The sequence below is a fragment of the Streptomyces sp. NPDC001816 genome (genome assembly GCF_042892235.1).
GTDB lineage: Bacteria > Actinomycetota > Actinomycetes > Streptomycetales > Streptomycetaceae > Streptomyces.
The window spans coordinates 309,420-326,199 of record NZ_JBIATY010000009.1; the positions used below are offsets into that span (position 1 = coordinate 309,420).

15 protein-coding genes are annotated in these 16,780 nt (G+C 70.4%); 8 read left to right on the top strand and 7 right to left on the bottom strand.

What is annotated here, in order from left to right; genetic code table 11:
• Positions 1–14: 14 nt before the first annotated feature.
• Positions 15–962: a bifunctional riboflavin kinase/FAD synthetase gene (locus ACFYZZ_RS30480; RefSeq protein ID WP_389182588.1), complete on the top strand. Its 948-nt coding sequence runs from the start codon at positions 15–17 to the stop codon at positions 960–962.
• A 140-nt stretch (positions 963–1,102) separates the two neighbouring features.
• On the opposite strand, the gene ACFYZZ_RS30485 is transcribed toward ACFYZZ_RS30480, so the two are convergent.
• The 3 genes from ACFYZZ_RS30485 to eccE all read right to left on the bottom strand — a co-directional run bounded on the left by ACFYZZ_RS30485 (position 1,103) and on the right by eccE (position 7,159).
• A complete protein-coding gene (locus ACFYZZ_RS30485; protein ID WP_389182591.1) occupies positions 1,103–4,663 on the bottom strand; it encodes an SCO5717 family growth-regulating ATPase in 3,561 nt (1,186 codons plus the stop codon).
• A gap of 361 nt (positions 4,664–5,024) precedes the next feature.
• A complete protein-coding gene (locus ACFYZZ_RS30490; protein WP_389182594.1) occupies positions 5,025–5,789 on the bottom strand; it encodes a hypothetical protein in 765 nt (254 codons plus the stop codon).
• Positions 5,789–7,159, bottom strand: coding sequence for a type VII secretion protein EccE (gene eccE / locus ACFYZZ_RS30495; RefSeq protein WP_389182597.1), 1,371 nt, complete (start codon positions 7,157–7,159; stop codon positions 5,789–5,791). Before eccE ends, ACFYZZ_RS30490 begins: the two co-directional genes overlap by 1 nt.
• A 205-nt stretch (positions 7,160–7,364) precedes the next feature.
• Here eccE and eccB point away from each other — a divergent pair, with 205 nt between their 5' ends.
• Genes eccB through ACFYZZ_RS30515 form a run of 4 tightly spaced genes read left to right on the top strand, consistent with a single transcriptional unit; the run spans position 7,365 to position 11,127 of the window.
• Positions 7,365–8,888, top strand: a complete 1,524-nt coding sequence (gene eccB / locus ACFYZZ_RS30500; RefSeq protein ID WP_389182600.1) for a type VII secretion protein EccB — start codon at positions 7,365–7,367, stop codon at positions 8,886–8,888.
• A gap of 27 nt (positions 8,889–8,915) precedes the next feature.
• The gene (gene mycP, locus ACFYZZ_RS30505; protein WP_389182603.1) at positions 8,916–10,190 is read left to right on the top strand and encodes a type VII secretion-associated serine protease mycosin; all 1,275 of its coding nucleotides are present in this window, start codon (positions 8,916–8,918) and stop codon (positions 10,188–10,190) included.
• Entirely contained in the window at positions 10,178–10,786 is a 609-nt protein-coding gene (locus tag ACFYZZ_RS30510; RefSeq protein ID WP_389182606.1) for a hypothetical protein, read from the top strand. Before mycP ends, ACFYZZ_RS30510 begins: the two co-directional genes overlap by 13 nt.
• Positions 10,780–11,127 (top strand): hypothetical protein, encoded by a 348-nt coding sequence (locus tag ACFYZZ_RS30515; protein ID WP_389182609.1) that lies wholly within the window; start codon positions 10,780–10,782, stop codon positions 11,125–11,127. The genes ACFYZZ_RS30510 and ACFYZZ_RS30515 overlap by 7 nt, the downstream gene beginning before the upstream one ends.
• Before the next feature lie 450 nt (positions 11,128–11,577).
• On the opposite strand, the gene ACFYZZ_RS30520 is transcribed toward ACFYZZ_RS30515, so the two are convergent.
• Positions 11,578–11,931: a DUF4333 domain-containing protein gene (locus ACFYZZ_RS30520; protein ID WP_389182704.1), complete on the bottom strand. Its 354-nt coding sequence runs from the start codon at positions 11,929–11,931 to the stop codon at positions 11,578–11,580.
• A 180-nt stretch (positions 11,932–12,111) separates the two neighbouring features.
• Complete coding sequence (locus ACFYZZ_RS30525; protein ID WP_389182612.1) at positions 12,112–12,801, bottom strand: hypothetical protein; 690 nt, start codon at positions 12,799–12,801, stop codon at positions 12,112–12,114.
• Between the two features lie 164 nt (positions 12,802–12,965).
• Between ACFYZZ_RS30525 and ACFYZZ_RS30530 the strand changes: the two genes are divergently transcribed.
• Genes ACFYZZ_RS30530 through ACFYZZ_RS30540 form a run of 3 tightly spaced genes read left to right on the top strand, consistent with a single transcriptional unit; the run spans position 12,966 to position 15,124 of the window.
• Complete coding sequence (locus ACFYZZ_RS30530; protein WP_389182616.1) at positions 12,966–13,271, top strand: hypothetical protein; 306 nt, start codon at positions 12,966–12,968, stop codon at positions 13,269–13,271.
• A 32-nt stretch (positions 13,272–13,303) separates the two neighbouring features.
• Positions 13,304–14,575: a putative T7SS-secreted protein gene (locus ACFYZZ_RS30535; RefSeq protein ID WP_389182619.1), complete on the top strand. Its 1,272-nt coding sequence runs from the start codon at positions 13,304–13,306 to the stop codon at positions 14,573–14,575.
• 33 nt (positions 14,576–14,608) lie between these two features.
• Complete coding sequence (locus ACFYZZ_RS30540; RefSeq protein WP_389182622.1) at positions 14,609–15,124, top strand: hypothetical protein; 516 nt, start codon at positions 14,609–14,611, stop codon at positions 15,122–15,124.
• Positions 15,125–15,214: 90 nt separating this feature from the next.
• On the opposite strand, the gene ACFYZZ_RS30545 is transcribed toward ACFYZZ_RS30540, so the two are convergent.
• Positions 15,215–15,928 carry a hypothetical protein gene (locus tag ACFYZZ_RS30545; protein ID WP_389182625.1) on the bottom strand — a complete coding sequence of 238 codons (714 nt, stop codon included), beginning with the start codon at positions 15,926–15,928 and terminating at the stop codon, positions 15,215–15,217.
• A gap of 145 nt (positions 15,929–16,073) precedes the next feature.
• Positions 16,074–16,769: a hypothetical protein gene (locus tag ACFYZZ_RS30550; protein WP_389182627.1), complete on the bottom strand. Its 696-nt coding sequence runs from the start codon at positions 16,767–16,769 to the stop codon at positions 16,074–16,076.
• Between the last annotated feature and the right edge of the window lie 11 nt (positions 16,770–16,780).

Genomic DNA, 16,780 nt, shown 5'->3' on the forward strand with positions numbered 1-16,780 from the left:
GAGGAGCGGTCACAGTGCAGCGCTGGCGTGGCTTGGAGGACATTCCCCAGGACTGGGGGCGCAGCGTCGTCACCATCGGTTCCTACGACGGCGTTCACCGCGGCCACCAGCTGATCATCAAGCATGCCGTCGACCGCGCCCGCGAGCTGGGCGTCCCGGCCGTCGTCGTCACCTTCGACCCGCACCCGAGCGAGGTCGTCCGCCCCGGCAGCCACCCGCCCCTGCTCGCACCGCACCACCGCCGTGCCGAGCTGATGGCGGAGCTGGGCGTCGACGCCTGCCTCATCCTCCCCTTCACCACCGAGTTCTCGAAGCTGTCGCCGGCCGACTTCGTCGTCAAGGTCCTGGTCGACAAGCTGCACGCCAAGTCGGTCGTCGAGGGCCCGAACTTCCGCTTCGGCCACAAGGCGGCCGGCGACGTGGAGTTCCTGACCGAGCAGGGCAAGATCTACGACTTCGAGGTCGAGGTCGTGGACCTGTACGTCTCCGGTGCGGCGGGCGGCGGCGAGCCGTTCTCCTCGACCCTGACCCGGCGCCTGGTCGCCGAGGGCGACGTGGCCGGCGCCCGCGAGATCCTCGGCCGCCCGCACCGGGTGGAGGGCGTGGTCGTGCGCGGCGCCCAGCGGGGCCGCGAGCTGGGCTTCCCCACGGCCAACGTCGAGACGCTCCCGCACACCGCGATCCCCGCGGACGGCGTGTACGCCGGCTATCTGCACGCGCAGGGCGAGGTCATGCCCGCCGCGATCTCCGTCGGCACGAACCCGCAGTTCGACGGCACCGAGCGCACGGTGGAGGCGTACGCCATCGACCGCGTCGGCCTCGACCTGTACGGCCTGCACGTCGCCGTCGACTTCCTGGCGTACGTGCGCGGCCAGGCGAAGTTCGAGTCGCTGGACGCCCTGCTGGAGCAGATGGCCGAGGACGTGAAGCGGTGCCGGGAGATCGTTGCCGAGGAGGCGTAGACCTGCGCTTTTCGCAGGCCTGAGTCCTCTACGACTCTTCTACGACGACTCTTCTACGACGACTTTTCTACGACGACTTTTCTACGACATGAAAGGGCGGCCGGTGCGGTGAGCACCGGCCGCCCTTTCGCTGTGCCGTCCTACTGCTGCGGCGGAGGGGCCTGCGGAGGCTGCCCGCCCTGCGGGGGCTGCGGGTAGCCGTACAGCTCGGGCTGGGGCGGCTGGCCCTGCGGCGGCTGACCCTGCTGGGGCGGGTACGGCTGGCCCGGGGCGGCCTGCGGGTAGGGCTGGCCCGGCTGCTGGGGCGGGTACGGCTGAGGCTGTCCCTGCTGCGGCGGGTACGGCTGACCGGGGTAGGGCTGGCCTGGGTACTGCTGGCCCGGCATGGGCTGACCAGGCATCGGCTGACCAGGCATCGGCTGGCCCGGGACCGGCTGGCCCGGCATCGCGTGGCCGGGCATCGGCGGGGCGGCCACCGGCGGCGGGTTGCCGTCGCTGGTCCACAGCCCGTGCGACTGCTGGTGGCGCACGAAGTCCTCGGCGACCATGGCGGCGAGGTTGAAGTACGCCTCCCGCACCTTGGGCCGCATCATGTCGAGGTCGACCTCGGCACCGGCGGCCAGGTGCTCGTCGAACGGCACCACGACCACACCGCGGCAGCGCGTCTCGAAGTGCCCCACGATGTCCTCGACCTTGATCATCTTGCCGGTCTCGCGGACCCCGGAGATCACGGTGATGGACCGGGAGACCAGGTCGGCGTAGCCGTGCGCGGACAGCCAGTCCAGGGTCGTACTGGCGCTGCTGGCACCGTCGACGGACGGCGTCGAGATGATGATGAGCTGGTCGGCGAGGTCGAGCACCCCGCGCATCGCGCTGTACAGCAGACCCGTACCCGAGTCGGTCAGGATGACCGGGTACTGCCGGCCGAGCACGTCTATCGCGCGCCGGTAGTCCTCGTCGTTGAACGTGGTCGAGACGGCCGGGTCGACGTCGTTGGCGATGATCTCCAGACCGGAGGGCGCCTGCGACGTGAAGCGGCGGATGTCCATGTACGAGTTGAGGTACGGGATCGCCTGGACCAGGTCGCGGATGGTCGCACCGGTCTCCCGGCGCACCCTTCGGCCGAGCGTGCCGGCGTCCGGGTTCGCGTCGATGGCGAGGATCTTGTCCTGCCGCTCGATGGCGAGGGTGGAGCCGAGGGCGGTGGTGGTGGTCGTCTTGCCGACACCGCCCTTGAGGCTGATGACCGCGATCCGGTAGCAGGACAGCACCGGCGTGCGGATCAGCTCCAGCTTGCGCTGCCGCTCGGCCTCTTCCTTCTTGCCGCCCAGCTTGAAGCGGGACGAGGCGGCCGTGGGCCGGCCGCTCTTCGCCTTCTGCTTCTTGGAGTTGAGCAGCCGGTCCGAGGACAGTTCCACGGCCGCGGTGTAACCCAGCGGCGCCGCACCCGGGTTGGTCATCTGCCGCTGGTCGTGCTGCACGGGCTGCGGCCAGGCGGCACCGGCACGGGGGTCGACGGCGGGCTGCGGGGCACCCTGAGCGGCCTCGGGGTGCTGCGTGGGCTGAGGCTGCTGTCCCGGCTGCGGGAAGCCGTAACCGCCGGGCTGGGCCGGGGGGTTGGGGGTGCCGGGCTGCGGGAAGCCGTAGCCGGACTGCGGGTTGGGGCCGCTGGGGGCCGGCTGCTGACCGGGCTGGGGGAAGCCGTAGCCGCCGGGCTGGGCCGGGGGGTTGGGGGTGCCGGGCTGCGGGGCGCCTTGAGCGGCCTCGGGGTGCTGCGTGGGCTGGGGCTGCTGTCCGGGCTGGGGGAAGCCGTAGCCGCCGGGCTGGGCCGGGGGGTTGGGGGTGCCGGGCTGCGGGGCGCCTTGAGCGGCCTCGGGGTGCTGCGTGGGCTGAGGCTGCTGTCCCGGCTGCGGGAAGCCGTAACCGCCGGGCTGCGCCGGGGGGTTGGGGGTGCCGGGCTGCGGGAAGCCGTAGCCGGACTGCGGCGTGGGACCGCTCGGGGCCGGCTGCGGCGCCGGAGGCTGCGGGAAGCCGTAACCGCCCGGCGGGGTCTGCTGCGGCGTGGGTGCGGGTGCCGCTGACTGCTCCGCCGTGGGGGAGGGGACGCCGGGGGCACCGGGGACCCCAGGAGCGCCCGGGGTGTAGGGCTGGCCGGGCTGCGGTGCGGGCTGCGCGGGAGTCTGCGGAGTCGGCAAGCCGGGCTGGTTCCAGGCGGCGGGCGCCGGCTGCGGCGCCTGCGGCTGGAACGGCGGCTGCTGCTGGGGCGGCACGGCCGGGTGCCCCGGAGCGGCGTGGGGCTGTGCCTGGGCAGCGTTCGGCTGCGGCACCGACGGGTCGGCCGGCTGCGGCTGCGCGGGCCACTGTGCGGCCGGGGCCGGGGCGGCGGGCTGGTAGGAGGGCGGCAGCGGGGGCACGTTGCCCTGCGGCGCCGGCGGGGGAGCCCAGCCCGGCTGGGCGCCCGGTGCGGCCTCTGGGCCTGTGGGGGCGGACCCGGCGGCCTGTGCCGCCTCAGGGCCGGAGGGGGCAGATGCGGCGGCCTGTGCGGCTTCTGGGTCGGCGGGGGCGGATGCGGCGGCCTGTGCGGCTTCTGGGCCGGTGGGGGCGGATCCGGCGGCCTGTGCGGCCTCGGGGTCGGCGGGGGCGGATGCGGCGGCCTGTGCGGCCTCGGGGTCGGCGGGGGGGGATGCGGCGGCCTGTGCGGCTTCCGGGCCCGCGGCGATGGGTCCGTCGCCCTGCGCGTCCGCGCTCGCGGCGGGAGCCTCGCCCGCCTGGGCGTCGCTGTTCTCCGTGGCAGCCGTCCGCGCCTGCGCGCTCGGTGCGGAGGCCGTCTCCGGGGACGAGCCGTCGGCCTGGGCGGCGTCGGCGCCGGCCGTGTCTGCTTCGCCGTGCTCGTGCTCGCTGGCGGGCGCGGACTCGTCGCTCGTGTCCGGGAGGGCGGTCTCTGCGGCGGCCCTGTGGGCGTCCGGCTCCGTTCCCTCGGACGCCGTGTCGCCGCTGTCCGGCTCCTCGCCGACGTGCGCCGTGACGGCAGCGGAGGAGTTGTCCTCGGCGTCAGTGTCCGTGCCTGCGTTCACCTCCGGAACGCCGAAGCCATCGCCGTCCCCGCTCGCCGCCGGCTCGGCCGCACCGACCGGCTGTTCGGCGGAGGGCTCGCTGCCGTACGCGTGGCTGCCGGTGTCGGCGTTCGTCGCGGCCTGCTCGGCAGCAGCAGCCGCGGCCGACCGCTCCGCGATCTCCCGCTTCACGGCGGAGGAGGAGATCCGCATGGTCGCGCCGCTGACGAGGTCTCCGCTGTCCCCCTCGGTCGGCACCAAGGGCGCGACAACAGGGGCGACAGGGGCGACCGGGGTCTCGGGCTGGGCGGCAGGCGGGGCGACGGGGGTGGCCGGGGCCGCAGGCGGGGCGGCAGGGGCGGATCCCGCCGTCCAGGCCGGCTGGAAGCCGCTACCGGGCGGCACGTCCGGAACCCCGAAGGGCTGGCCGACCGGCGGCGGAGGCACGGCGGGAGTGGCCGCCGGGGGCGGCACCGGAGCCGACGCGGGCGCACCGGACGCACCACCCGACGCGTTCTGCGTGTACCAGGCGGGCGGCGCGTAGTCGATCGTGAACTCGCCCGTCATCTCGATGCCGGACTCCGCGTCGGTCTGGTCGTCGTCGGGTGTGTCCCAACCCCCGCGGATCCCGTCCCGATCGCTGTTCACAGTTCCTCCTGGTGTGGTCGAACACCCTTGTGCCGTGCTTGGGGGCGACCGTTCCTGTCGTACGATTCGCCGGGCTTCCCCCTGGGGTCAGTTGACCCCTTTTGTCGCGGGGCGCGCATCGCCCGCTCACGGAAACTCGCGACGTGCCCGGTACCAGCCTAATCACCTCGAGCGCGGGCCCGGCAGGCCCGGCCGCCCCTTCGTGCCCGTCCGACGCGTCACACCGGGCCCGACACCTTCGCGGCGCATCTGTACGTACACCAAAACGTGACGAAGGCGCGGCGCGCTCAGCCCTCGATAGCAAACGAATTCACGCGATAGCGCGCCAGTTCCCGTGAAAACGGGCCAAGTTGGACGTCTGTCAGTCCATTCGGCGTGCCACGCCCAGCAGTCCGGTCTCGGCGTCCGTCGCCCGCGTCACCACGTACTGCCGGTCCCGCTCCGTGCACCACAGCGTCACGCCGTCCGGCAGCGTGGGCAGCGACTCCAGCTCCGGTCTCGGCAGCCCGAGCACGCGCCCGATCTCCGCCGCCTCGTCCGGCGACACCCGCTGCACGCCCACCAGACGCGCCTGACGCATCAACCGCGGTGCCACCGGGCTGAGATACGGCAGCAGCGTCAGCACCGACTGCCACGGCGCCGAGACCACGCGCCCGCGCGGGGGCCGCATGCCGCAGTCCCGCACCACGAGCACGGGCGTGCCGGCCGAGGCGCCCTGCGGGGGCACGCGGCCGACGTCGTACACCGCGAGGCCGTTCTGCCCGCCGCCCATGGCGTGCACCATCGGCATCCAGGCCTGCGCCCGGCCCGTCTCCACGGCCACGCGGGCGCCCGTCGCGGCCGCGCGCAGCGCCATGACCTGCGCCGTCCACAGGCCGCCGATGAGCACGATGTCGTACGGCGTCGGGCGGTTCACCCCGAGCACGGCGGGCTGGCCCTCGGCGTTGTCGCCGACCACCACACCGTCGTCGCCGATCGGCAGGGACAGCGCGTCGGCCTGCTCCAGGGGCAGCGCGTGCCGCGGGTGACGGGGGCCCAGCAGGCCGAAGCCGGTGCGCAGCCGCTCGCCGAGGCCCGGCGCCGACCGGTTCGTCTCCGACGGGGCGGGCGAAGTGGTCATCGCCATCAGCGGGCACCTCCGAGCGGCAGGGTGGCGAGAACGCCGGGGAGTTGTTCACGGTCCAGGCGTGCGAGCCCGGTCCGCGTCTGCCGCGCCGCATGCTCCAGATCGCGCCGCGCGTTGGTCAGCTCCTGGTTGCTGCGGCCGGTGATCCGCAGATGGCCGGTGATGGCCACGTCCTGCTGCGCGCCCTTGGCCAGCGTCAGGCTGAAGGTCGTAGCCAGCGCGGGAACCGCCGTCAGCTGCGCCACCAACTGCGCCAGCGAGCCGCCGGATCCGCCCAGTTGGGGCCAGCGGCGCACCCAGTACGTGGTGTGCCGGCGGTTGTCGCAGCGCCAGCTGCGGCTGGACTCCTCGGTCCGTCGCTGCGGCGCCTCGCCCCGCCCGGCCTGGGCCGCCTGGGCCGTCACCATCGGGTTGGCGCACGCCGAGGTGGCGATGGCGGCCGTCAGCTCCTCCTCGGTGAGCACGTTCGCCTGGAACCCGGCGCCGGTCAGCCGGCTCGCCAGATGCTCGGCCGAGCGGGTCAGGCACTTCTGCGCGCCCACAAGACCGCCGCCGCGCGCGGCCACCGCCTCCGGGCACAGCTCGGGATCGAGCTTCAGCGCGATCCACGTGATGCGCACCGCGGGGGAGCCGGTCTGGGCCTGCAGCGGCGCGTAGTTGCTGACCACGACCGACTGCTGGGGCAGGTGCAGCGCGGGCGCGGGCTGCGTGTGCACCACGATCTGCGCCGACTCGAGGCGGATCCCGTCGACTTCGAGGACGTCCCGTACCAGGGCCAGCGGCAGCGGTCTGCGACTGCGCTCCGCGCGCAGCGCGTCGGCGCCCGACTCCACCTGGAGCACCGCGGTCAGGAAGCCGCCGTCGCCCACCATGCCGATGGGCCGCTGGTCGCGGTCGTCGCCGCGGCTGTAGCTGTACGTGCGCAGGGTCGGGTCGCACTCCACGGCGGGCGCGAGACCGGAGTCGGTGCCCGGCGGCACCGGTGTGCTCGCGGCCCGCCGCGTGCGGGCCCGCAGCGCCAGCAGGGTGCCGAGCCATTCCGGCAGGGAGCGCCCCCGGCGTCGTACGACGGCGAGCACCACGAACACGGCGGCAACGGCGCCGGCGGCGATCAGCGCGACCGTACCGAGAAGCCACCCGCACACCACGAGCGCACCCGCGATCTCCAGCAGCACCAGCCGCTGCACCGCGAACGAACCGCCGCGCCCCGAACGGGACTCCAGATGCGGCGCGAAAGCGCCCTGGTACGGCGTCGGTGCCTGCTGGGCGCCCGTCCGGGAGGAAGAAGTGCCGCGACCACGCGACCGGCGCGCACCACCCGACCGTGACCCCGATTGCGATCGCGACCGGTTCCGCGTTGCGGAAGCCATCACTCCAAAACCCCCGAACTCTCCCGAAAACCCTTGCGCTCCGGTCCCTTCAAGCCCTGAGCACCCTACCCGTGCCACACGCACGTCCTAGCAACAGGCATAGTAGGGGCCGGGTCTGACAGTCGAGACACCAGAGCAACCGAGGGCGGGGGACGGATCTTCACAGGTCCCCCACGGCTCCGCAACGGGGAGAGAGCGGACACAGATGGCATCACGGCGGGACGAACTCAACGCCTACACCTTCGCGAAGCGCCGCACGCTCGCATCATTCCTGCAGCCTTCCCCCTCCGGCTCGGAGGAGGGCGCCCCCAAGCCGCTGGGCGCACTGGTGCCCGGCGCCGTCGTCGGCGTCGTGATCCTCGCGGTGTTCGGCGCGATCGGCATGTTCAGCCCGACCGCGCCCAAGGGTTGGGACACACCCGAAGAACACGTCATCGTCGCAAGCGAGTCGACCACGCGGTACGTCGTCCTGAAGACGGGCAAGCAGAAGCAGCTGCACCCGGTCCTCAACATGGCTTCGGCCAAGCTCCTTCTGGACCCCAGCCATGACAGCGTCATCACCGTGGACGAGAAGGTCCTGGACAGCGGCAAGCCCCCGCACGGCGCCACCATCGGCATCCCCTACGCCCCCGACCGCCTGCCCAGCTCGGACGAGGCCGAGGCCGCCAAGCGTTGGGTGGTCTGCGAACGCCCCGGTGACGGCGGCCGCGCCATCCAGAAGGCGGCGTTCGTCCTCGCGAAGAAGGAATGGGCGAAGACGGAGGGGCCGAACAAGCTCACCCACGGCGACCTGATGTACGTCGTCGCCCCGGACGGCAAGACCCAGTACGTCGTCGACGCGCGGGGTATGGCGTACCAGATCGCCGACCCGACCGACAAGGAACTGCTCAAGGCCCTCGACACCCAGGGCCGCGCCCCGCAGCGCGTCTCCCAGCAATGGCTCGACACCCTTCACAAGGGCAGCCCGATCGAGATCCCGCCGATCCAGGGCACGCCCGGCGCGAAGGCCAACGCCTCCAGCCTGCTGCGGCAGTACGACAAGGTCGGCGAGGTCATCAAGGCGTACGACGGCCAGTCGATGCAGTACTACGTCGTGCTGCAGGGAAAGGTCGCCCGCATCTCCGAGTTCACGGCCACGCTCCTGCTCAACAGCGGGGACCTCATCGGCACGGGCCAGGCCGGTGAGGCGCAGCAGGTCAGCCCCGGCGCGGTCGCCGACAGCACGACGTTCTACGGGACCAAGAACTGGCCGACGTACAAGCCGAAGACGGTGAACGACGGCGCCAGCACCACCAGCGGCCGCAACACGGTCTGCAACGTCATGCGCTCGGTCGCCGGCAACGGCGAGACCACGCTGTCGACCTGGGTGGGCACGGAATTTCCCGCCCAGCTGCCCACCGGCTCCTCCAGCGGCTACGTCACCGCCGGCTCCGGCCAGCTCTACCGCCAGTTCCAGGGTACGGCGACCGGCGCCGGCGGTGTCTTCCTGGTCACCGACACGGGCCTGCGCTACGCCCTGCAGTCCAACAGCGACAGCGCCACCGACGACCAGGGCATCGGCACCTCCGCCAAGCAGCGCAAGGAGGAGCTGTCCGAGGCGAAGATCGCCCAGACCCGCCTCGGCTACGAGAACGTGAAGCCCACGCCCGTCCCCTTGGAGTGGTCCAGGTTCCTGCCGACTGGCCCGCGCCTGTCGGAGGCGGCGGCGCGCCAGCCGCAGGGTTCGTAGCGGAGCGGGCGGAGGAGAAGCGAACTCATGCTGAAGGCAAGGACACCGGGGACCGCGGCCCGGACGGCGGGCGTGGCCGCCGCGGTGGTCCTCACCGCGACGACCACGGTGGTCGCCCTCCCGGCCTCCCCGGCCCGGGCGGACGACGGCCAGTGCACGTTCCCGTCGAAGAACTACGCGGGCCGGCCGTGGGCGCTGCAGCGCGTCAACCTGGACGCGCTGTGGGCGCAGTCGACAGGCAAGGGCGTCCGCGTGGCCGTGATCGACACCGGGGTGGACGTCAAGAACCCCCAGCTCACCAAGGCCGTTGACGTGTCGAAGGGCAAGAACCTGCTGCCCGCCAAGAACGCCAAGGGCGAGAAGATCGAGCGCGGCAACAACTCGGGCACCACGGACACGGTCGGCCACGGCACGCGCGTGGCCGGCATCATCGCGGCCCGCCCGGGCAAGGGAACGGGCTTCGTGGGCCTGGCCCCGAAGGCGACGATCATCCCGATCAAGCAGAACGACGCCGAGGGTGACGGCACGGCGCTCACCCTGGCCTCGGCGATCCACTACGCGGTGCAGGCGGGCGCGGACGTCATCAACATCTCCCAGGACACCGCCAACGCGGTCGAGCCGGACTCGCGCCTGAAGCAGGCCGTCGACGAGGCCCTGGGCCGGAAGGTCGTGGTCGTGGCGTCGGCCGGCAACGACGGTCTGGGCGGCAATGTCAAGCGGACGTACCCGGCGTCGTACCCGGGCGTCCTGGCGGTGGGGGCGTCCGACCGCAACAACGAACGGGCGGCCTTTTCACAGTCGGGAGATTTCGTGGGGGTCTCGGCCCCCGGTGTCGACATGATCTCCACGGTCCCGGGCCGCGGCCACTGCTCGGACAACGGCACGAGCTTCTCGGCGCCGTATGTGGCGGGCGTGGCGGCCCTGTTGAAGGCCAAGTACCCCAAGTGGACGACCCAGGAGGTCGCCGCCCAGATCGAACAGACCGCGGAACGCTCGATCCCCGGGCAGGACCGGCTGGTGGGCTGGGGAGTGGTGGACCCGGTGAAGGCGTTGACCGAGGTGGATCCGGAGCACCCCGTCGAGTCACCGAAGCCCGAGGACGGCGTCGCCAAGGGCGAGGCCCCCTCGGTCACGCCCCTGCACTTCGGCGAGACGGCGGACGAACGCAACTCCCGCATGGCGACGTACGTCATGGTGGGAGGCCTGGTCGTGGTGGCGGGGCTGAGCGGTACGGCCGTGGCGGTACGGGACGGACGCCGCAGGCGCGGCGGGCAGCGGCCGGGCGGCCGATGGACGGCCTGACGAAGCTGAACGTGCTGGGCCTGGCCCTGACCGCCGTACTCCTGGCCATGGCCTGCGTGAAGGCGGACCGGGTACGCGCCTGGCGCTCGAGCATCAACCCGTCCGCCCCGGACCTCCCCGACTCCGCCTTCGTCGTCGCCCGCGTCATCTTCGTGACCCTGGCCGGCCTCGGCATCTACACGGCCGTCCAGGCCTTCGGCGTCTCCGACGACATGGCGTGGGACGACAGCGAGCTGGCCGGCGCGGTGCAGCAGGCCGCCGACGACCTGGACGGCTTCACGTACCAGTCCGACGACTCGGGCAGCCCTCTCTACTTCGACGACTACGCCTCGCTGATCGAGGACAAGGTGATCCAGTACGGCGGCGGCGACGCCCCGCAGTACGGCGTGGATGCCACCCCGGCCGACGCCAACACCCTTGATGACGCGCACTTCACGGTCACCGCGAAGGGCGCGGACGACGCGTTCTGCGCGCACGTCGAGCGCAGCCGGTCGAAGAAGGACGACTACACGCCGCCGGGTATTGGTGGCGGGGAGGGGACGCTGACGTATCGGGGGTACCGGATCGCTGTGGAGTCACGAAAGGGCGAGTGCTGACCTTCGTCGGGCGGATGCCGAGAAGACTGCGGCTGTCCCTGGCCGCGGCGCTGGCCCTGGGCCTGGTCGCGGCCGGTCTGACGCTGGTCCTGCGCGACCAGGGTGGCCACCTCGCCGCCAACAGGGCCCAGGTGAAGCGAGCTTGCGGAGGCCTGCTGCCGTACGACGAACTCCACGACCACATACCGGACGACGCGAGGGGGACCCTCGATCAGTACGGCACCCTGCTGCAGCCCGGTCAGGAGAGCCGCTCGCTGCTGAACTGCACCCTCGAGTGGGAGGGGCACGGCGGCCTGCACGTGGAGGCCGCGAGCTCGTCAACCACCTTCCCTACGAGGTGAAGACCGAAGATCTCCTGGCACCGGGCCATGAAGCCATCGGCGTGACGGGCCGCCACAGCGACGACCGCGCTGAAGGTCCCCACCCGAGGACGACTCCGTCCGTGTCGACGAGCCGGGCCGGGGCATCAGGAAGTGCGGGTGGATGGCGGCCAGGGGATCGGCGCCGTTGCGGGGCACCTGGACCACGACCGGTGACCTCCAGTAGTCCCGCCTGCTGAGCGTCTGCCACGCCCGGCGCTGGGACTACGAGACGGACAAGTACACCGACCCGGAGCCGGCCGACCTGGAACCCATCACCGCCGAAGCCGCCAGCTGGGCGGGTGAGCTGGGCGGCAGCGCGTATCGCGACTACGAGCGCGACGGCGAGCGAGGACCGTCCTGCGAACCTTCGCCGAGCGGTCGGCGAAGGCGCACGGCTGTACCGCGCCTACGACGCCCTGACCACGAAGGTCAGTTGGCCGCAGGGGAGGCCTTGTCGTCGGCCTTGATGTCGAAGTTGATCTGGTCATTCTTGACGGAAGTCACGGTGACCGTCACTCCCAGAGTGCTGCCGTCGTTCGCCATGAGCGTGCAACGAGTGGTGGTGCCGACCTTCCCGGCGAGGTCCTCGGGACAGGTGATCTTCGGCTTCGGCTGGCCCGTCTGAGCGGCGAGCTTCTCGGAGACCGTGGTGGCCAGCTTGTCGGCAGACAACTTCGGCTCGGACTTCTCCGCCTTGACCGAGGCAGAGCAGCCGACAAGCAGCACACCGGTGGCCACGGCCGAAAGGCTCCAAGCTGCTGCGGATACACGGCCTATGGTCATGCTGAGCTCCATTCCGGGTGATCAAGACAAGGGGACGCTCGAAGCATACCGACAGCATTCCTCCTGGCTTCGTACTGAAGCGGCTGCCTGGCGCGAGCGGGAGCATATAGATACCGCAATCCTGCAAGAGATCCTCACCAATAAGGAGAAGGATCGGTAATTGTGAGGGGCGAGTGAACGTCAATCCCACACGGACGTCGGCGTGTGCTCGAGAACGTCGCAAAGGAAATCGAGCTTCGGCAGCACGTCCTTGGGACGAAGACGACCCTCGAACCAGGTGATCAACTCGCCCTTGTCGAACCGAAGAGGGGCACCGGCGGCCCGGGGGTCGTTGCGGAGGAAATTCTCCAGCTTCCCGTCGGCGAACTTCCCGTGGAGATCGCCCGGTTCACGGACCACGGTGCGGGAGACGGTGCCCGGTGTGGTGACCGAGAAGACGGAGTAGTACGTGGTCGTCGTGTCAAAGCGCTTCGGCCCCGCCGACCGGACGGTCTTCTCGTCGCGGTACTCGAGGCAGCGGATGCTGCGGCCCCGGTGACGGCCCTCGATGTCGTCCCAGGCACTCAGCCCCGACGACGCTTTCGGGAAGGGGGTGACGCCTTCGTAGCGGTCGACGCCACCCTTGTCCTGCTCCTGGTACGCCCACCCGTGCTCGCTCGCGAGGGCAGCGAGGCGGGACAACTCCTCCTCGCTACGGGAATCTTTCCGCGCATTTGACCAACTGGCCCAGACGATACTGCCGAAGGCGCCGGCGAAGAGCACGACGATTCCGGTGCCGACCAGGAGGAAGTAACGCCGGGGAATTTCACGGTCGTTGACAATGACCACACGGCGCTGCTCGGGCGGGCGGGACGGGTCCTCGTTGTTCATGGCATAGGAGGCTACCGGGCGTTCTGAGTGGCGCTGAGCGGTAGGAGTCGTGTGGGGGTGGTGAGCTGACGTAGATGGGGCGGGCGTTGGTGCTAGCGTGAGCGAGCTAATTCGCCAAGGCATATGTGTGCGGGCGGGGTTGAGGAAAGGGGAACTGGGGTCTCGTGTCGACTGATCTGGGAGTGGAGCCGGGGGTCCTGAAGAAGGGTGCTTCGGACATTCTGGAATGTCTGACGTCGGTCCAGAAGGTGGACCTGAAGGGCCTGGCCGAGCAGGGTTCCGCGATCGGAGATGACTCCGCGGCCGAGGCGCTGGTCACGTTCTGCGGCACCTGGGAGCTGGGGGCCGAGTTCCTCGCCGACTGTGCGGCCTCCCTGGCGGAGGGCCTGAACTCGGCCAACAACAACTTCACGGAGACGGACCAGGCCATCCGCGACGCGGTGAATTCGGTCAAGTCGGACTTGAGTTAGAAAACTGAATCAGAGACGGGGAATCCGAATCCATGGCAACCGAGCTGGGGTCGACGACCGACCCCAAGGAGCTCGTCCCGGGTGACACCGGAAAGCTGACCGAGCTGGCCTCCACCCTCACCAGCTGGTCCAAGAAGTTCGACAAGATCGGCGACGGCCTGCGCGACCTGAAGATCACGGGCTGGAAGGGCGAGGCCAGCGATGCCTTCTGGCCCACCCTGTCCAAGGAGAAGTCCAACTGGTACCTCGTGGCCGACGCGATGTCGGGCGCGGCCGACGCGGTCACCTCGTACTCCTCCACGCTGGGATGGGCCCAGAAGCAGGCCTCGACGGCGATCGAGCAGTGGAAGTCCGGCGACCACGACGCGGCACAGACGACGCTGAACGCCGCGCGCAAGCAACTCAAGCCCGAGCTCGAGAAGCTGACGAAGAAGCTCGACGACCTCGCGGGCGGTGCGGCGCACAGTCCCGGCTGGCTGACGAATGCCAGGCAGCGGGTCGACGACTGGAAGTGGATCCAGGACCACAGCGTCGGCAAGACGACCCAGAACCGGTGGAAGCTGGAGACCGAGCGCTGGCTCCCGAAGGGTGACGGCCACTACCGCGCCGACAAGGTCTGGGGCAAGGACGAGAACGGCAACTGGTTCATCAAGGACAAGCCCGAGCCCACCGGGGACGAAGAGGACGGGACCACCCCCGCCAAGAAGACCAACCTGACCGTCAAGCTCGCCGAGTGGCAGGGCGGTGCCAACGTCGGGTCGGCGGGCGCGAACGGAGAGACGTCCTTCGCGGGTGACGGCAAGCTGAAGGGTTCGGCCGGCGTCTCGGCGCTCGGTGTCGACGGGTCCGCCGCCGCGAGCATCACCAACGGACGGCTCCAGGCGGGCCTCTCGGGAAGCGCGTACCTCGCCCAGGCCTCCGTGAGCGGCAGTGCCGAGTACGGCTACGCGGCGGTCCAGGCCGAGGGCAAGGCCTACGCGGGCGCCGAGGCTTCCGCGAACGTGGGCGTCGGCAAGGACGGCGTGCACGCCGGCGCCGAGGCGTTCGCCGGCGCCAAGGCCACCGGCTCGGTCTCCGGCGACGTCGCCGGCGTCGGTGCCGGTGTCGGAGGCGAGGCATGGGCGGGTGCCGGCGCGTCCGCCAGCGCCGACCTGGGCATGAAGGACGGCAAGTTCACCATCGGCGGCGAGGTCGGAGTCGGCCTCGGCATCGGCGGCAAGGTCTCCTTCGACGTCACCATCGATCCGCACAAGGTGGTCGACTCGCTCGGTGACGCCGCCGACGCGATCGGCGACTGGTTCTAAGCTGAGCTGACGCTCATCAAGGAAGGGAGCATCATGGCGGCCACGCTGCCGGTCAAGATCTCGTTCTCGTTGCCGGAGGGGTGGCAGGCGGCGCCGCCGGACGAGGTGGGAGCACCCGGCGCAGCTTTCGTCGCGCTCCATCCCGCCTCCATCGACGGCGGGTTCACGGCGAACATCACCATCGCCGGCCGGATGCGCAACGACAACGCCACCATGTGGCAGATCGCCGACGAGTCGGTGCACCGGCTCGAACAGGCGGGAACCGTGGAGGTCGCCAAGAAGGCCGAAGTGGGGACCCCGGACATCCCGGGCCTGACGGACGCCCCCGGCGTGATCCAGAACCTCCGCCTCCACACCACCCTGAGGGGCGAGCCGCTGGAGCTGCTCCAGAGCCAGGTGTACCTCGGCATGGAGGACGTCAGGAACCCGGCCAAGCGCGCGGTGATCGAACTCGTCCTCACCGCGAAGCAGAGCCAGATGGCCGAGGTGCTGGACGACTTCAAGTCCTTCCTGCGGACGGTGCGCCCGGCCGAGGAAGACTCCGACTGAACGACAGAGTGCCCGTCCTCCCGCGAACCTGCAGGTTCCGGAAGAACGGGCACTCTGACTTGTGCTGAGACTTTTGCTCTGAGCTCTTGCTCAGGCGGCGCTCCAGGCCTGTTCCGGAATCCGGTCCAGGACATCGCACAGGTAGTTCAGCTTCTCGTCGACGGCCTGTGGAGTCAGGGGACCCCTGTACCACGTGAACAGTTCGTTCTCGCGCAGCTGGAGCGAGCCCTTCGCCTTCGGTTCGGTCACCAGATAGGGCACCACCGTCTGGCTGAGCGCGTTACGCACAAAATCCTCATCCCGGGTGATGACCCGGAAGTTCTGATCGAATTCCGGCACGCCGAGCTGCATCTTGGGCCGCCGGTCGAACAGCGTGTCCAGCACGCTCGGACGCAGTATCTGCACGAACGGCCCGGAGCCAGGAGCCGTGACGATGAAAACTGACTCGATGTTGGGCTGCTTGCGTTCCCCGGTGTCCGCGCCCGACTGGAGGTTCATGGACCGGTACTCGAAGTACTTGAAGGAGCGGCCGCGGAACTCTCCCGTGGTGTAGTGCCAGGCCCGCAGATTGCTCCCACGACCAGGAAAGGGCCGCACACCACAATACTGGTCGATCTGCCCCTGCACGCGCTTCTGGTATGTCCACCCACGTTCCGGCGCGATCCGGGCAAGCTGCTCATAGCCCTCCCTGATCCGCGCATCCTTCTTACGCCCACGCGCCGACACCGTGAACACGAGGACGAACAATCCCGCGATGAAGGCGAACAGCGACCACTTGATCAGTTCCCCAGCCCAATGCTCCATGGGTCCGATTATGGCGGACGGGGGTGAGGTGGTGAACGGAGGCTTCCGTTTGATGGCAGGGCCATCGCGGGCGGGGAGGGGACGGCGATCGCACTCGGGTTTGTGTTCGGAGTGGCGTCCCGGCCGGGGGCAGCCTCCACGGAAGTCAGCTGTCCTTGGCCTCCGGGACCTGCTTCGGCAGCGCGGCCGTGGACGGGCAACCCGCGGCTTCCGCGACAGCTCTCGCCATCGAGTTGAGGATCATCATCCGGTCCTTGTTTACGCTGCCGCCCCTCATGTGGTCGGCTGGCGCAGTCATCTCCGCCTTCACGTAGTTCGTGCTGCCGATGGCTGCATCATCGGTCGTCGGCTTGGTCGGGCAGCGGAAGAAGAGATCTGCTCCGTAGGGGCCGGCCAGCGCGTACACGCCGAGGGGATACCTGACCCTGTCGCTGCCGGGTTGCTTTTCGGAGCTCGAGGGATGGTTGCTGGATGCCAAGAACCGGATCTCCAAGAGTGGCGTCCCGCTCTCGTCCCCGCTCTTGTACACCCAGCATGCGCTCCGCTTGAGGTACTCGTCGTGCAGATGCTTGACCGCACGGTTCAAGGAGAACGCGTTGGGCTCGCCGGCCTCGTTGGTCCCGGTGAGCTCGTCGAACCGATCCGTACCGGACAGGCGTTGGAGCGCTGTCGCGGCCTGAGAGTCAAGTGATCCGTCGCAGATCTTGCTCGCGACCACGCCCGTGTTCGGCTCGCTCGTGTGGCCCTTGCCGGAATCGTCGCTGCACCCGCCGACGAGAACCGCGACTGCTGTGAAACAGAGGGCTCTCGCGCATACGCCACGCCCCGAGATTCGACGCATTCTGTGTCCTC

Bases quoted from the DNA above. Each gene is read 5' to 3' on its own strand.
- ACFYZZ_RS30490 (WP_389182594.1), bottom strand. From the start codon at position 5,789: ATGGCGATGACCACTTCGCCCGCCCCGTCGGAGACGAACCGGTCGGCG.
- eccE (WP_389182597.1), bottom strand. From the start codon at position 7,159: ATGGCTTCCGCAACGCGGAACCGGTCGCGATCGCAATCGGGGTCACGG.
- eccB (WP_389182600.1), top strand. From the start codon at position 7,365: ATGGCATCACGGCGGGACGAACTCAACGCCTACACCTTCGCGAAGCGC.
- mycP (WP_389182603.1), top strand. From the start codon at position 8,916: ATGCTGAAGGCAAGGACACCGGGGACCGCGGCCCGGACGGCGGGCGTG.
- ACFYZZ_RS30510 (WP_389182606.1), top strand. From the start codon at position 10,178: ATGGACGGCCTGACGAAGCTGAACGTGCTGGGCCTGGCCCTGACCGCC.
- ACFYZZ_RS30520 (WP_389182704.1), bottom strand. From the start codon at position 11,931: ATGACCATAGGCCGTGTATCCGCAGCAGCTTGGAGCCTTTCGGCCGTG.
- ACFYZZ_RS30525 (WP_389182612.1), bottom strand. From the start codon at position 12,801: ATGAACAACGAGGACCCGTCCCGCCCGCCCGAGCAGCGCCGTGTGGTC.
- ACFYZZ_RS30535 (WP_389182619.1), top strand. From the start codon at position 13,304: ATGGCAACCGAGCTGGGGTCGACGACCGACCCCAAGGAGCTCGTCCCG.
- ACFYZZ_RS30540 (WP_389182622.1), top strand. From the start codon at position 14,609: ATGGCGGCCACGCTGCCGGTCAAGATCTCGTTCTCGTTGCCGGAGGGG.
- ACFYZZ_RS30545 (WP_389182625.1), bottom strand. From the start codon at position 15,928: ATGGAGCATTGGGCTGGGGAACTGATCAAGTGGTCGCTGTTCGCCTTC.
- ACFYZZ_RS30550 (WP_389182627.1), bottom strand. From the start codon at position 16,769: ATGCGTCGAATCTCGGGGCGTGGCGTATGCGCGAGAGCCCTCTGTTTC.